The sequence below is a fragment of the Bacillus sp. CGMCC 1.16607 genome (assembly GCF_042683745.1).
In the GTDB taxonomy this organism is placed as follows: domain Bacteria; phylum Bacillota; class Bacilli; order Bacillales; family Cytobacillaceae; genus Pseudoneobacillus.
In genome coordinates this window covers 481,499-496,793 of record NZ_JBHUJX010000025.1, presented here as the reverse complement: position 1 = coordinate 496,793, position 15,295 = coordinate 481,499, and the positions used below count along the sequence as shown (strand labels likewise).

General features: G+C 35.4%; 15 protein-coding genes, 2 pseudogenes and 2 riboswitches. Of the genes and pseudogenes, 14 read left to right on the top strand and 3 right to left on the bottom strand.

Annotated elements, in window-relative coordinates:
* Positions 1 to 4: 4 nt before the first annotated feature.
* The 7 genes from comGC (at position 5) to ACFSO7_RS18940 (ending at position 2,640) form a co-directional block, all read left to right on the top strand.
* Positions 5 to 328, top strand: a complete 324-nt coding sequence (gene comGC / locus ACFSO7_RS18970) for a competence type IV pilus major pilin ComGC (protein WP_377878934.1) — start codon at positions 5 to 7, stop codon at positions 326 to 328.
* Positions 328 to 762, top strand: a complete 435-nt coding sequence (comGD, locus tag ACFSO7_RS18965; RefSeq protein WP_377878933.1) for a competence type IV pilus minor pilin ComGD — start codon at positions 328 to 330, stop codon at positions 760 to 762. Before comGC ends, comGD begins: the two co-directional genes overlap by 1 nt.
* Positions 749 to 1,069: a phosphatase gene (locus ACFSO7_RS18960; RefSeq protein ID WP_377878932.1), complete on the top strand. Its 321-nt coding sequence runs from the start codon at positions 749 to 751 to the stop codon at positions 1,067 to 1,069. Before comGD ends, ACFSO7_RS18960 begins: the two co-directional genes overlap by 14 nt.
* Positions 1,020 to 1,481, top strand: a complete 462-nt coding sequence (gene comGF / locus ACFSO7_RS18955; RefSeq protein WP_377878931.1) for a competence type IV pilus minor pilin ComGF — start codon at positions 1,020 to 1,022, stop codon at positions 1,479 to 1,481. The genes ACFSO7_RS18960 and comGF overlap by 50 nt, the downstream gene beginning before the upstream one ends.
* 6 nt (positions 1,482 to 1,487) lie before the next feature.
* The gene (gene comGG / locus ACFSO7_RS18950) at positions 1,488 to 1,871 is read left to right on the top strand and encodes a competence type IV pilus minor pilin ComGG (protein WP_377878930.1); all 384 of its coding nucleotides are present in this window, start codon (positions 1,488 to 1,490) and stop codon (positions 1,869 to 1,871) included.
* Positions 1,853 to 2,383: a shikimate kinase gene (locus ACFSO7_RS18945; protein ID WP_377878929.1), complete on the top strand. Its 531-nt coding sequence runs from the start codon at positions 1,853 to 1,855 to the stop codon at positions 2,381 to 2,383. The genes comGG and ACFSO7_RS18945 overlap by 19 nt, the downstream gene beginning before the upstream one ends.
* A gap of 74 nt (positions 2,384 to 2,457) precedes the next feature.
* On the top strand, positions 2,458 to 2,640 hold the full coding sequence (locus tag ACFSO7_RS18940) for a YqzE family protein (RefSeq protein WP_377878928.1): 183 nt from the start codon (positions 2,458 to 2,460) through the stop codon (positions 2,638 to 2,640).
* 54 nt (positions 2,641 to 2,694) lie between these two features.
* On the opposite strand, the gene ACFSO7_RS18935 is transcribed toward ACFSO7_RS18940, so the two are convergent.
* The gene (locus ACFSO7_RS18935) at positions 2,695 to 3,486 is read right to left on the bottom strand and encodes a YqhG family protein (RefSeq protein WP_377878927.1); all 792 of its coding nucleotides are present in this window, start codon (positions 3,484 to 3,486) and stop codon (positions 2,695 to 2,697) included.
* Complete coding sequence (locus ACFSO7_RS18930; protein WP_377878926.1) at positions 3,464 to 5,152, bottom strand: DEAD/DEAH box helicase; 1,689 nt, start codon at positions 5,150 to 5,152, stop codon at positions 3,464 to 3,466. Before ACFSO7_RS18930 ends, ACFSO7_RS18935 begins: the two co-directional genes overlap by 23 nt.
* 200 nt (positions 5,153 to 5,352) lie before the next feature.
* Positions 5,353 to 5,450: riboswitch (glycine riboswitch) on the top strand.
* A gap of 3 nt (positions 5,451 to 5,453) precedes the next feature.
* A riboswitch (glycine riboswitch) is annotated at positions 5,454 to 5,529 on the top strand.
* Between the two features lie 94 nt (positions 5,530 to 5,623).
* Here ACFSO7_RS18930 and gcvT point away from each other — a divergent pair.
* The 3 genes from gcvT to gcvPB are packed head-to-tail and all read left to right on the top strand — an operon-like array spanning position 5,624 to position 9,567.
* On the top strand, positions 5,624 to 6,730 hold the full coding sequence (gene gcvT, locus ACFSO7_RS18925; RefSeq protein ID WP_377878925.1) for a glycine cleavage system aminomethyltransferase GcvT: 1,107 nt from the start codon (positions 5,624 to 5,626) through the stop codon (positions 6,728 to 6,730).
* 37 nt (positions 6,731 to 6,767) lie between these two features.
* A complete protein-coding gene (gene gcvPA / locus ACFSO7_RS18920) occupies positions 6,768 to 8,114 on the top strand; it encodes an aminomethyl-transferring glycine dehydrogenase subunit GcvPA (protein ID WP_377878924.1) in 1,347 nt (448 codons plus the stop codon).
* Positions 8,107 to 9,567, top strand: coding sequence for an aminomethyl-transferring glycine dehydrogenase subunit GcvPB (gene gcvPB, locus ACFSO7_RS18915; protein ID WP_377878923.1), 1,461 nt, complete (start codon positions 8,107 to 8,109; stop codon positions 9,565 to 9,567). The genes gcvPA and gcvPB overlap by 8 nt, the downstream gene beginning before the upstream one ends.
* Positions 9,568 to 9,754: 187 nt before the next feature.
* On the opposite strand, the gene ACFSO7_RS18910 is transcribed toward gcvPB, so the two are convergent.
* A complete protein-coding gene (locus ACFSO7_RS18910; protein ID WP_377878922.1) occupies positions 9,755 to 10,135 on the bottom strand; it encodes a rhodanese-like domain-containing protein in 381 nt (126 codons plus the stop codon).
* A 175-nt stretch (positions 10,136 to 10,310) separates the two neighbouring features.
* Here ACFSO7_RS18910 and ACFSO7_RS18905 point away from each other — a divergent pair, with 175 nt between their 5' ends.
* The 4 genes and pseudogenes from ACFSO7_RS18905 to ACFSO7_RS18890 form a co-directional block, all read left to right on the top strand.
* The gene (locus ACFSO7_RS18905) at positions 10,311 to 11,147 is read left to right on the top strand and encodes a lipoate--protein ligase family protein (protein WP_377878921.1); all 837 of its coding nucleotides are present in this window, start codon (positions 10,311 to 10,313) and stop codon (positions 11,145 to 11,147) included.
* A 346-nt stretch (positions 11,148 to 11,493) separates the two neighbouring features.
* Positions 11,494 to 12,936: pseudogene (locus tag ACFSO7_RS18900) on the top strand (vitamin B12-dependent ribonucleotide reductase); the annotation flags it as partial.
* 187 nt (positions 12,937 to 13,123) lie between these two features.
* Positions 13,124 to 13,366, top strand: a complete 243-nt coding sequence (locus ACFSO7_RS18895; protein ID WP_377878920.1) for a hypothetical protein — start codon at positions 13,124 to 13,126, stop codon at positions 13,364 to 13,366.
* 758 nt (positions 13,367 to 14,124) lie between these two features.
* A pseudogene (locus ACFSO7_RS18890) lies at positions 14,125 to 15,240 on the top strand (vitamin B12-dependent ribonucleotide reductase); the annotation flags it as partial.
* Positions 15,241 to 15,295 lie beyond the last annotated feature (55 nt).

Genomic DNA, 15,295 nt, shown 5'->3' with positions numbered 1-15,295 from the left:
ATATATGAAAAATCAAAAAGGATTCACTTTAATAGAAATGTTAATCGTCCTAATGATCATTTCGGTGTTATTAATCATAACGATTCCAAATATGACAAAGCATAATGATAATATCAATAAAAAGGGTTGTGCTGCTTATGTGAAGATGGTACAGGCTCAAGTCCATGCATTTGAAATGGATAAAAATAAGTATCCTATTTCGATACAAGAATTAGAAACGGAAGGGTATGTAACATCGGTAAATTCAACATGTGGAAAAGATAAGCAAATATCCATTTCCTCTACTGGTGAAGTATCCCTTACCACACCACCTACTACCACTGAATGATGAAAGACAAAGGATTTACATTAATTGAAACGTTAATCGTTTTATCCATCGTTGCAATCATTTCCTTAGGATCCTTCGTATTAATAAAGCCGCAAAAAGAATTAATCGCAAACCATCTCTTCCTTACACAATTCCAGTCCGATCTCTATGTTGCTCAACAATACGCCATTGCTCATCAAATAGAGGTAACAGTGAAAATTATTCCTGAGAGAAACTATTATTACATCCATGAACGTTACGATGCTAAGTATATCGTTGAAAGATATTATTTACCTACAATTACTTTTGGTCCAGGCTCACTTCCATTCATGTTTAAGTTTTTACCAGATGGAAATGTCAGTCATTTTGGTTCTCTAAACTTTAAAATAGGTAGCAAATCCTATAAATTGACGATTCAACTCGGGAAAGGACGTTTCTACATTGTGGAATCATAAAGGGTTTTTTATGGTTGATCTTCTACTCTCTTTATCATGTTGGATGCTCATAAGTGTAACGATATTACCGATAGGGATTCAATTTATGGAGAACTCAATGGATGAAAAGGAAGAATATGCTGCAACTGTTTTATTATACGAAAAACTTCAAGAAATGATCGTTGAAGGAGAAGTGCCTACTGCTCAAAAGATTATCAAAAATGAGAAGCAGTATGACATGAAGTCGAATTTAGAAACGAAGGAGGTTTGTATACAATTTGAAAATCGTAATCAGAAAAAATATGAAGTATGTGAATATTGGGAATAAGGGTTTTACGTTATTAGAAGCTATTCTCGGCCTCGCTGCTTTTTGTTTGATGGCTGCGCTTTTTCCTTTCACAATGCAGATTATTAATGGAATCACAGAAACAGAAAGTCGATTACAAAAGATGGAATGGGAGGTTTTTTCTAGTCAAATTAAGAAAGAAATCCGAACAAGCGATAAAATTCAAATAAATTCTAATTTTATTTCACTAACAAAGGATGTTGCCTCCGTTACGTATGAACAATATGGCACTAAATTAAGAAGAAGAGTAAACGGTGCCGGGCATGAAATAATATTACAAAATGTAAAAAATGTAAGTTTTACTCAAGTGAAAAATGGCGTTTTCATTTTGGTCAAAGACATATGGAATAATAATTATTCATTAACAGCTAGATTATTTATTACTAGTGTGTAAAAGAAAATGAACAGAAATGAAAAAGGTTTAACATACCCAGTTGTTTTATTTATCATTGTAATATTATCCTTGTTCTTTACCCTACAAATACAATTCTACCTTTCAGAACAAAAGCTATTCCAACAATCAAAAAATATTTTAAAACAAGAATATTATATGTACATTTCGTTCTATAAGTTAGAAAAATCTCTCACGGACAATGAATTTTTAAACAGTACTGGTCAATACCATTATTATAATGGTACAGCTAATTATCGTATTGAATCGTTATCCAGCACGATGATGAAAGCCAGTATTACAATCAGGATGAATACATCTGAAGAAATGTTCGGATACGGACTTTATGACAAAAACAAAATGAAGATGGTAAAATGGATAGAAAAAAACTAGGTGAAATGATGAAAGTAATTTATTTAATTGGATTTATGGGTTCTGGTAAAACAACAATCGGAAAAGCATTAAGCGAGAAGTTAAAGGTGAATGTCTACGATTCAGATGAAGAGATTATTCGCCAGAAAGGTAAATCGGTTGAAAAGATTTTTGAGGCAGTAGGGGAAGATGGTTTCCGTGCATTTGAAACTGAAATGTTAAAAAGCCTGCCAGTAGTGGATTCGATTATCACTACCGGTGGGGGTGTTATCTTACGTCATGTCAATTGTGATTGGATGAAACAAAATGGAACCGTTATCTTTTTGCAGGCTACACCAGATGAAATATTAAAAAGGCTTGAAGGCGATCAATCTCGTCCTTTATTATTGGGTGATAAAAAAACGAAAGTGCCTCAAATCTTACAAGAAAGAATGCCTTTGTATTTGGGAACAGCAGAAATAATAATCGAAACAACAGATAAGTCAGTTGATATGATTGTACAAGAGATTGTTCAAAGATTGAAAATCAGTTAAATGGGTATACTTGTAAAGTGATTAATAAAGGAAGAAATAGTGTGACTATTTTCTTTTAAAAGGCAGGTATGTTCATGAAAACAAATGATTACGTTAAATATCTTACACAAACTGTTGTCAAATATATTGACCAACCAAAAGATGAGAGACGAAAAGTGAAATTGGCAAAAAAGGATGAAAAGGAACCATTTCTTATGAAATGGTTTGGTGTGTTACCTTATCTATTTTACTATACTATGAAAAAAAAGAATCATTAAGAGGAGCAGTTCGTAAGACTGCTTCTCTTCATTCTCTATTTGGAATTTGCACTTTTATATAGCTTTTTCCGTCAAGTAAAAAAGTCCTCCATTGATAATCGAGATCCTTACTTTCGGTTCATACTGTTCTTTTAATGCTTGTTTTTCCGTTTCGTAGCTATCGCTCTGCTCTTCAAGATCTTCATAGAAATGATTAAGTAACTTCAAGTCCTTTTCCCATCTAGTAACAGCTTCACTTGCCCATGTATGATCCTCTTTTTCAATCTGTTGTTTAAAATAATTCTCTATTCGAAATACCCCACTACGTGGCATGACAAGTGGGGAAAGGGTGTAAGAATAATCAGGGATTTTAGGTGTAAGCTGCATGTTTAAAAGTCGGTCATGAAAGCCTTCTACCATTTGTCCATTTATTAATTGAAGACCAATTGATTTAAAGTGGTCACGTTTGCGGTCGCATTGATAAGAAATTTTAATATTTAATCCTAACCAAGGTAATAGTGGGACTTGCGTTTGTTTAACTAGGTGATTTTCATAAAGTCTAATATAGCCAGCTAGCTTTTTTGTAGATTGAAAAATTTGATGAAGTCGCGGTGAGCCAAAATGAATGAATTCACCTTTTACATGCTCTGGAGCTAGCTGCCTATCCGTTATAAACGTTAGTTTCATTGGATTTGGAATACCACCCGTTTTCTCTAGATAATGCCAGTAAAACGGGCGATTCATTAACTCTTTGTCCATTTCAATTGTTAACTGAACAGTCAAATATCCATTTCCGCTATCAACAATCTCACAATGGTTAGACAAGAAATACTTTTCCAAAAACTTATGAATTTCCTGTTGCTGCATGTTTTTCGCTTCCTTTCATTTCTTCTGCAAATTGAATCATAGCTGTTAAATTGTCTATCTTAATTCTCATTTCACCTTCTGAACTAGATTGTCCAAAAATATCAATTAAATGGTCTTCTACATTTCCAAATTCTAATCTTGTTAATATATCGTCGAGATCACCGATTACTTTTTCAAATAGTTCAATTTTTTCATATAAAAGCTTTAATATATGCTCTTCCACTGTGTTTTTAATTGCAAAATTATAAATATGGACATCCTTTTCTTGCCCAAGACGATGGATTCTTCCGATCCTTTGCTCAAGTCTCATTGGATTCCAGGGTAAATCAAAATTGATTATATGATTGCAGAACTGAAGATTGATCCCTTCTCCACCAGCTTCAGTAGCAATAAGGACTTGTGCTTGCTTTTGAAAGAGCTCTCTCATCCAATCCTTTTTCCCCCTTTTAAATCCTCCACGAAATGGAACAGAACTAATCCCATGTTGCTTTAAGAACCACTGTAAATATAGTTGAGTTGCTCGGTATTCTGTGAAAATAATTACCTTATCATCAATCTGCTGAATTAATTCAAGAGCTTTATTTGCTTTAGAATTGGCCTTTACTTGTTCAACTTTTTTAATTAATAATTGAATTTGATCTTGAAATGTTTTAGATGGATTTTCTTTTCTTTCGAGCATGTTTTTTAGCGTATAAAATACTGCTTCACGGCTGGAACATGCTTCCCGTTGGAGTGTCATTACAGAAAATTGACTTGTCCCCAACCAATCTCCTTCATTTCGAAGATTGGTCACTGCTTCGTATAATTCTCTTTCCTCTTCAGTAAATTCAATTGGGTAGGTTTCAACTTTTCTTTTCGTCCATTCAATACCAGTATCATTTCTACGATTACGAATCATTACTTTATTGACTAATTCTTTTAAATGTTCATTATCATTTAATGTTCGTGAATCACGTTTATATTTCTCATAGAAAGCTGTTTCGTTTCCAAGATGACCAGGCTTTAGTAAAGAGACAAGATTGAATATCTCTTCTATTCGATTTTGAATAGGGGTTGCTGTCAGTAGTAGGCAAAATTTTTTCTTTAAACTCTGAACAAATTCATAGTTTTTGGTTTTATTGTTTTTTAGTTTGTGTGCCTCATCAATAATAATTAAATCATAATCCTGTTTGAAAATGATCTCTCGATGAGGATTTCGTTTGGCCGTATCGATGGAAGAAACAACCACATCTGCTTGTTCCCAAACATAGCTCTTTCTTTGTGTCATTGCTGGAATGAAGAATTTCGTATTTAGTTCAAATGCCCATTGAGTTACCAATGATGCTGGAACGAGAATGAGAACTTTCTTCACCAACCCTCGGATCATATATTCTTTTAATATGAGTCCAGCTTCAATTGTTTTACCTAGCCCAACCTCATCAGCTAAAATAGCTTTTCCGTTCATATTTTCAATGACCTGTTTTGCTACCTCGAGCTGATGAGGTAATGGTGTTAAATTGGTTAAATGTTTCGGTGCTTGCAAACCTTCGAAGTCAGGAATTATGAGATGATTTTCCACTTCAATCGCTAATTTATATAATTCGAAATTTCCCCATGGACCATCATTTTCAATTAGGTTAAGAAATTCATCATGCCAAGAATGATCGAATTCGATTTGCACCGTCAATTTTTTCATCTCCATTTCAAATTACAGCCACATCAAATTTAATAAAAAAATAGGTTTATAAAAAGATTGCTGAAAAAGTATTTTTCATGTAGGATGATAGTAGCTTGGAAAGTATTAAATATTTAAAGCAATCAGAAATATTTAATTACACTTTTCACGTTCTTTTATTATGACCAACTTGGAAAATTTTATAAATGCGAATGATAGCAAGGGGAGAGACTGCAAATGTGGCGCCGAAGGAGCAAGCGACGACTCGTTTCGTTGTGAATCTCTCAGGCAAAAGTACTCTTGTTGGACGCGCCTCTGGAGAGAGCTTCTATGGGAAGCCACCAAAGGGGAAAACCTTTTTCGGTAAACTTTCAGGTGCAAGGACAGAGACCTTCTTTAAAAGCATAGGGGGTTTTCTGTCCTTTTTTGCGTAATTTTTGTACCTTATCAGAAATTTTAAAAAAGATTCAAGGGGGAAAAGGAATGTCAGAACTAAAACGTACACCTTTATTCGAAGTTTATAAAGAATACGGTGGAAAAACCATTGATTTCGGTGGATGGGAGCTTCCAGTTCAATTCTCAAGTATTAAAGATGAGCATGAGGCAGTTCGTACGAAAGCTGGTTTATTTGATGTTTCACATATGGGTGAGTTTGAAGTAAAAGGAAATGATAGCTTAAGCTTTTTACAAAAAATGATGACAAATGACATTTCTAAAGCGAAAACTGGTGGTGCAATTTACACTGCAATGTGTTATGAAAACGGTGGAACAGTCGATGATCTATTAGTCTATAAAATGGAAGAAGATCACTATTTATTAGTTGTAAATGCTTCGAACATTGATAAAGATTATAAATGGCTTGAAGCCCACTTAGAAGGCGATGTAACACTAGTAAACATTTCAGAGGATACTGCACAAATAGCTATTCAAGGACCTTTAGCCCAAACGGTTCTACAAAAGCTTGCAGTAGATGTGGATTTATCAGAAATTGGCTTTTTTAAATTTCAACAAGAGGTAAAATTAAACGGGAAGAATGCGTTAGTTTCAAGGACAGGCTACACTGGTGAAGATGGTTTTGAAATTTACTGCAAACCAGAAGATGTTGTCTTACTTTGGAAAGAAATTTTAGAAGCAGGCAAAGAGGAAGGTATTCTACCTTGTGGCTTAGGTGCTCGTGATACTCTTCGTTTCGAAGCAAATCTTGCTCTTTACGGCCAAGAACTTTCACCTGAAATCTCACCACTTGAAGCTGGAATTGGTTTCGCTGTGAAAATAGCTAAGGAAGCTGACTTTATCGGTAAAGATGTATTAAAAAACCAAAAAGAAAATGGACTTCCACGTAAAATTGTTGGGATTGAAATGATTGATCGAGGCATCCCACGTCACGGGTATCCAGTTTATAAAAATGACGAGTTAATCGGTGAAGTAACTACAGGTACTCAATCACCAACATTAAAGAAAAATATTGGTATGGCGCTTTTAAAGCTTGAACATACAAACGTAGAAACAGAAGTGGAAGTTGAAATTAGAGGGAAGCGCTTAAAAGCAATCGTGATCCCTACTCCTTTTTACAAAAAAGAAAAGAAATAATTTTTGCTAAAAATATGAATTAAGAGGAGATAAGATAATGAAACATCGCTATTTACCGATGACTGAAAATGACAAAAAAGAAATGCTTGAAACGATCGGTGTGTCCTCCATCGATGAATTGTTTAGCGATATTCCAGAGAGTGTTCGTTTCCAAGGGGAATACAAAATTAAACCTGCAAAGCCTGAAACTGCATTAATGAAAGAATTAATGTTAATGGCGGAAAAAAATGCAGATTTAAAAAAGAATACATCTTTCCTAGGTGCTGGGGTTTATGATCACTATATGCCTACAATTGTTGATCATGTGATTTCACGTTCTGAATTCTACACAGCCTATACACCATATCAGCCTGAAATTTCTCAAGGGGAACTTCAAGCAATCTTTGAATTTCAAACGATGATTTGCGAACTTACTGGAATGGATGTAGCAAATGCTTCAATGTATGATGGCGGAACGGCCCTTGCTGAGGCAGCAATGTTAAGTGCTGGGCACACACGTCGTAAAAAAGTATTAATTTCTAGTGCTGTACATCCAGAAACGAAAGAAGTAGTTAAAACATATGCAAAAGGTCAATTTATTGAAGTGATTGAAGTACCACATGTAAATGGAATAACTGATGTGGATTCTTTAAAAGAAATGATGAATGACGAAATCGCTGCAGTTATCGTTCAATATCCAAACTTCTTCGGTAGAATTGAACCTTTAAAAGAGCTTGAACCAATCATCCATGAGCAAAATGCATTGTTCGTTGTTTCTAGTAATCCACTATCTTTAGGTGCGCTTACACCTCCTGGTAAATTCGGCGCTGATATTGTAGCAGGAGACGCACAACCATTTGGTATTCCCGCAGCTTTCGGAGGACCACATTGTGGCTATTTTTCTGTAACAAATAAGTTAATGCGTAAAGTTCCAGGTCGTTTAATTGGACAAACTGTTGACGAACAAGGACGTCGCGGTTTTGTTTTAACATTACAAGCACGTGAACAACATATTCGTCGTGATAAAGCGACATCAAATATTTGCTCCAACCAAGCATTACTTGCCCTTGCGGCATCTGTTGCAATGACTGCACTTGGTAAAAAAGGTGTTAAAGAAATGGCTATAGCAAATATTCAAAAAGCCAATTATGCAAAAAATTTATTCAAAGAAAATGGATTTACTGTTGCTTTTGACGGTTCTTCTTTTAATGAATTTGTCGTGAAGTTAAATAAACCTGTTAAACAAATTAATCAAGCACTTCTGAAAAAAGGAATAATCGGAGGCTACGATTTAGGTCGTGATTTCCCTGAGCTGGAAAATCATATGTTAATCGCCGTAACAGAGCTTCGGACGAAAGAAGAAATCGATACTCTTGTAAAAGAATTGGGGGATTTCCATGCATAATCAAGATCAATCACTAATTTTCGAAATCAGCAAGCCCGGTCGTGTTGGATATAGTCTCCCAGAAATGGATGTACCGACAGTAGCTCTTGAAACGCTGTTACCAGAAGGATATATTCGTGAGGAAGAAGCTGAATTACCAGAAGTGTCGGAATTAGATATTATGCGCCACTATACTGCATTATCTAATCGTAATCACGGGATTGATTCAGGGTTTTATCCACTAGGTTCTTGTACAATGAAATATAATCCTAAAATTAATGAAAATGTTGCTCGTTATGCTGGTTTTGCTCATATTCATCCGTTACAAGATGAAAGCTCTGTTCAAGGTGCATTGGAGCTTATGTATGATTTACAAGAGCATTTAATCGAAATTACAGGTATGGACGAAGTAACGCTTCAATCAGCTGCTGGCGCTCATGGTGAATGGACTGGATTAATGATGATTCGCGCATACCATGAAGCAAATGGCGATTTTAATAGAACGAAGGTTATCGTTCCAGATTCAGCGCATGGTACAAATCCTGCGTCTGCTACTGTAGCTGGTTTTGAAACAATTACAGTTAAATCAAATGAGAACGGGTTAGTTGATATCGAGGATTTAAAGCGTGTTGTTGGTCAAGATACAGCGGCACTTATGTTAACAAATCCGAATACACTTGGCTTATTTGAGGAAAATATTTTGGAAATGGCTGAAATCGTGCATAATGCAGGTGGAAAGCTTTATTATGATGGCGCTAACTTAAATGCTGTTTTATCGAAAGCGCGTCCTGGAGATATGGGCTTTGATGTCGTCCATTTAAATCTTCATAAAACATTCACTGGTCCGCACGGTGGGGGCGGTCCTGGTTCAGGTCCTGTAGGAGTAAAAGCCGATTTAATTCCATTCCTTCCAAAACCAGTTGTGGCGAAACGTGGGGACGAATATGTACTTGATTATGATCGTCCACAATCAATCGGAAGAATTAAACCATACTATGGAAACTTCGGGATTAATGTACGCTGCTATACGTATATTCGTTCAATGGGTCCAGATGGCTTAAAAGCGGTGACGGAATATGCTGTATTAAATGCAAACTATATGATGAGAAGATTAGCTCCACACTTCGATCTGCCATTTGACAGACATTGTAAACATGAATTTGTATTAAGTGGTAGACGTCAGAAGAAACTTGGTGTTCGTACATTGGACATCGCAAAACGACTTCTTGATTTCGGATACCATCCGCCAACGATCTACTTCCCATTGAATGTAGAAGAGTGTATCATGATTGAGCCAACTGAAACGGAATCCAAAGAAACTTTAGATGGATTTATTGATAAAATGATTCAAATTGCTCATGAAGCTGAAACGAATCCTGAAATTGTTCAGGAAGCGCCACACTCAACAGTAGTCGGTCGTTTAGATGAAACACTAGCAGCACGTAAACCAGTTTTACGATATCAAAAGCAATAAGATGTAAAGGGTAACCCATGGGAGTGTGGGTTACCCTTTACTATTAAAGTTTTTAATCGACGGTTGAACAAGAAAAGAGAAAGTGGTCATTTTTAGCTTTTTATTCACTTTGAAAAATAACATTTAATTTCATAGCAATTTAAAAAAGCTACACCCCAAATGATGGGTGCAGCTTCAAAATCATCTTTTATTTCGATTTAACTTTCCCAGACCACTTTTTAAATCCACCTTGTAAGTGAGATAGCTCTTTGTATCCTTTACGGTGAAGCATTGTTGCTGCACGACCACTTCTTAATCCGCTTTGACAATATAAATAAACTGGCTTGTCTGGACGGATTTCTTTTAAACGATTTTTTAATTGTGATAATGGAATATTTCTTGCTCCTAAAATATGTCCACCTTCAAATTCATTCGGCTCACGAACATCTATTAACTGTGCTTTTCGATATCCTTCTCGAAACTTTTCTTCTGTTAAGGTTGTTAGAATTCTCTTCTGATAGAACCAAGTGATCAAAGAATAAGTTAGGATAGCACCTGCGATAATGAGTAATGTAATGAGAGTATCCAAAAATAATTGCTCCTTTCAAGCTAACTAATCTACCTTTCATTATATAGGGCAAAGGACAATATAGTAAAGAAAACATGATTATTTTTTCTAGAAGGATGTATAGAACTTTGATTTTACCGTTTCTTTTGCTAGACTAAATAATCGTAACATATATTTGAAAAAAGAGGTTAATGACATGGAAAAACAGATTTGGAGATTTATCGATTCTGGAGATTGTTCTCCTTCATTTAATATGGCTTTAGATGAAGCACTATTGGATTGGCATAGTGAGGGGAAGATTCCTCCAACGATTCGTTTCTATGGATGGAATCCTGCTACTTTATCGATTGGCTATTTTCAAAAGGTAGAAAAAGAGATTAATCTGGATGCAGTAAAAGAACACCATCTTGGTTTTGTTAGGAGACCAACAGGAGGTAGAGGGGTTCTGCATGAACATGAGCTTACATATAGCGTCATTGTCTCAGAAGACTATCCAGACATGCCACAATCAGTAACAGAGGCATATCGGGTCATTTCAGAAGGGATTTTAAAAGGATTTCAGTTACTTGGTCTTGATGCTTATTTTGCAGTGCCAAAGACAGCGGAGGAAAAAGAGGCATTAAAAAGCCCACGATCAGCCGTCTGCTTCGATGCTCCTAGTTGGTATGAACTTGTTGTAGAGGGACGGAAGGTAGCAGGTAGTGCACAAACGAGACAAAAGGGAGTTATCCTTCAGCATGGGTCGATCCTTTTAGATTTAGATGAAGATAAGCTCTTTCAATTATTTAAATACCCTAGTGAACGTGTGAAAGAACGGATGCAGAAAGCATTTAAGGATAAAGCAGTTGCAATGAATGAGATTTCTGCCAGAAAAATTACCATAAAAGAGGCGAAGGAAGCATTTTTCAAAGGCTTTGAAGAGGGACTTAATATTGAATTGAAACCGTATATTCTTTCGGATGAAGAACTAGACTATGTTCATCATATAGCCGTAACAAGATATGAATCGGATGAATGGAATTATAAAAGATAGTAGTGACTATTTTCTAAAATAGTCACTTTTTTTTATGGGAATTTTTTCTTTAGTTCATATTTACTATTAATGAAAAGAGCAAGTGTTGAAACTTGTTAAAACTAGTCAAAATTTGCGGTTTTTCCGTTTATATCTCTTAAAATCTTTAAAATCTACTTTATTTTAAGTTTGACAAAATATATTTTTTGTATGTTAACCACAATATGTAGTGGTGTCGAAAAACTTTTGCACACTACATATTGATTATATGTATTATTTTATGATACCTTATAACAAGCAACTAGATTTTGCTTAATAGAAACTATTAAATCATTGATCTATTAAGATTTTTGAAGGAGATGTGATCATGTCTGTTGTGTTAAGACAAAAAATGAATATTAATTTTGAAAGATTAAACGAGGATATTCGCTTATTTCCACAAGTGCATCCTGTTACTCCAGATATGAAAATTTCTCACAAAGGTGTTTCCCGTTTAGTTATGTTGGACCGTTATACATTTAAAGATACGGAAAAAATCACTTTAACAAACGGCGACTTCGTTGTTCTCACCATAAAAGAAGACCCAAAATTTCCTGCACGTGGCCTTGGATTCATTCAAGAAATTGATTGGGAAAAGAAAACAGCTAAAGTGTTAGTCGAGGAAGAGTTCAGAGGGGTATTAGATGACCCAGAAGAGTCGAGCACAGGTATGATTATTCGTTCATTAGATATTATTGAGAAGCCATTAGAAGTATTTTACGAGCAAGTGGCAAAGCGAAATGCAACTGGACTTGCTTCTGTGGAAAAAACAGAAGAAAAGCGCCAAGAATGGTATCAGAAGTTTTATCATGAATTAATGAGTATGAATTTTATCCCTGCTGGACGAGTTCTATATGGTGCCGGGGCAGGAACCGAAGTGACATTTTTTAATTGTTACGTGATGCCTTTTGTACCAGATTCCCGTGAAGGAATTTCTGAGCACCGTAAGCAAGTCATGGAAATCATGAGCCGCGGTGGTGGCGTTGGAACAAATGGTTCAACATTAAGACCGCGTAATACACTTGCCAAAGGCGTAAATGGAAAATCATCTGGATCAGTTTCGTGGTTAGATGACATTGCAAAGCTAACACATCTTGTGGAGCAAGGTGGGTCAAGACGTGGAGCACAGATGATTATGTTATCGAGCTGGCACCCGGACATCATCGAATTCATCATTTCTAAAATGCAAAATCCTCGCATTTTACGTTTCTTAATTGACACGACAAGTGATGAGACGATTAAAAAGCTTGCAAAGGATAAGCTTAAATTCACTCCTTTAACAGAACAAGAAAAAGCGATGTATCAAGGAATCTTAAACTTCAAGAATATTCCAGGTTATGGTGGTTTTAATGCATCCATTATTGCTGAAGCAGAAGATAGATTAAATACAGGTGGGAATTATAGTGTCCATAACTCGGAATTTCTAACAGGTGCCAATATCTCTGTTTGTTTGACGAATGATTTTATGGATGCTGTTGAAAATGACGAAGTATATGATTTAAGATTCCCTGATATTGAGAGCTACAGTGCTGATGAAATGAAAGTTTATAATACAGAATGGCAAAAAATCGGCGATGTTCGTGAATGGGAAAAACTAGGGTATAAAGTTCGTACGTATAGAAAAATCAAAGCAAAAGAACTTTGGAATTTGATCAATATATGCGCGACGTATTCTGCTGAGCCAGGAATTTTCTTTATCGATAACGCTAACGATATGACAAATGCCAAGGCATATGGACAAAAAGTGGTTGCTACCAACCCATGTGGTAAAGTCGCTTAGTTTGCCTCATGTAAAAAATTGCGGAATAAAGCGGGAAGGCTGAGATGCTAATCCGAACCGAAGGCTGAATGTAAAAAATCAGTCAGGGGCAACGCATAGGAGATGAACCTACTTTAAAGTAGAATATAATTCTCCCACGAGGCCGCAACATTACAATTTATCAATATAGAGGTGGGAAATGAATAGGGGATATGCAGGATATAATAACGGGGTCTTCTTAAGAAGTTCTTACGAATATGCATACGCCAAATACCTCGATTTTAATAAAGTTGAATGGAAATATGAAGTTCAATCCTTTGATCTAGGTCATAAAATTTATAAGCCTGACTTTTTTATTTATAGTGAAGAAGGAAGTCTTATAAATATTATTGAAATTAAATCGAAAGAAAGAATGCCAAAAAAGCTGCTGAACTCAATTTAGAAAAACTTAAGAAATTAACAGGACTTTACTGTGAATTAATTTCTTATGAGGAACTATTAATCTTATACAAGTCTTTACCTTTTTCACTCAATTCAACAATTAATGAATGGAATATGTCTAATAAAACTACAATAAATAAATCTCTAAGTGGTCCAAACAATGGACATTTTTATTGAAACACAGTAATAAAACTAAAAAAGTTATTGGAGAGCATACAAAAAGATTATGGATGTCAGATAGTCAGGCAAAGGAAAGAATGCTGGAAGGTTTGCGGAAAGTGGATTAGCTCAGAAAGGAAGGATATAAATACCACGAGAATCAAGAAATTGTTTAGTCTGTGGAAGGTCCTTTACTGTACTAAGTTCGTCTAACCAAACATACTGTAGGCAGAAGTGTGCTGGCTCTAATAATATTAAAATTGCTACTCAGAGACAAATGAATTTACGGGTAGAAAGACATATTAAAATAAAAAATTTCATAATTGAGTGGAGTAGGACTAATCAGATATTTGTAAATCAAATCCTTTATAACAAAATTAATACTAGCTTGAAATTGTTGATTGGTGAAATTAATGAAAAATTTGGGGTAAAGGATTATAGGATTATTTCAACAGCTATTTTTGGAGAAGATCGGGGAAGAAAAGAACTTTTACACTTTATGAAAAAAATTGCTAATTGTAATGAAAAGTTATGCTGAACTTACACAAAAGAAGAAGTGTAAGAAATGGATGATAAAAAACTTCCATGATAACAAAATTGGAACAACCTCTCGCACCATACTCGGTGTGTAATCTTGCGGCAGTTAATCTAGCTGAAATGGCAAATAAAGATACCAAAACGGTTGACTTTGATAAATTAAAACAAACCGTAGCGGTTGGAGTTCGAATGCAAGATAACGTAATTGATGCTACACCGTATTTCCTTGAAGAAAACAAAAAGCAAGCTTTAAGTGAGCGCCGTGTTGGATTAGGGGTTATGGGTTTACATGATTTATTAATCTACTGTGAAACGGAATACGGATCTGAAGAAGGTAATAAATTAATAGATAAAGTGTTTGAGACAATTGCCACTACTGCTTACGAAGAAAGTATTGAACTTGCAAAAGAAAAAGGAAGTTTTCCTTATTTAGTTGGTGAATTAGAAGAAGATTCAAATCGACTTCGTAACGCTTTTATTAATACTGGCTTCATGAAAAAAATGCCTGAACACGTTCGCCAAGATATTTTAAAATACGGAATAAGAAATTCACATTTGCTAACTGTCGCTCCGACGGGCTCCACGGGTACAATGGTTGGCGTATCCACAGGTTTAGAACCATATTTCTCTTTCTCCTATTATCGAAGTGGACGTTTAGGAAAATTTATTGAAGTAAAAGCAGATATCGTACAGGAATATTTAGACCAAAATCCTGAAGTAGATCCAAGTAATTTACCACACTGGTTTGTAACAGCTATGGAATTAGCTCCAGAAGCACATGCAGACGTTCAGTGCGTCATTCAGCGTTGGATTGATAGCTCAATCAGTAAAACGGTTAATGCGCCAAAAGGTTACAGTGTTGAACAAGTTGAGCAAGTTTACGAACGTTTATATCGTGGTGGTGCTAAAGGGGGAACTGTTTATGTCGATGGTTCTCGTGATTCGCAAGTATTAACCCTTAAAGCTGAAGAAAACGACGTAAATGAAACAGCATTTAGAGAAAAACCAAAACAACATGTTGTTCTAGTCGACACCATCACTCCACTTCGTTCCACAGATGTAACAATTGGATCTGAAGTAGGAAATACATGCCCAGTTTGTCGAAAAGGTAAAGTGAAGGAAATTGGTGGATGTAATACATGTACGAATTGTAATGCTCAATTAAAATGTGGATTATAAATAAGATAAAGTGTTTAGAATTCTGGCTTTGAATAAAGTTCGATAATTTAAAATG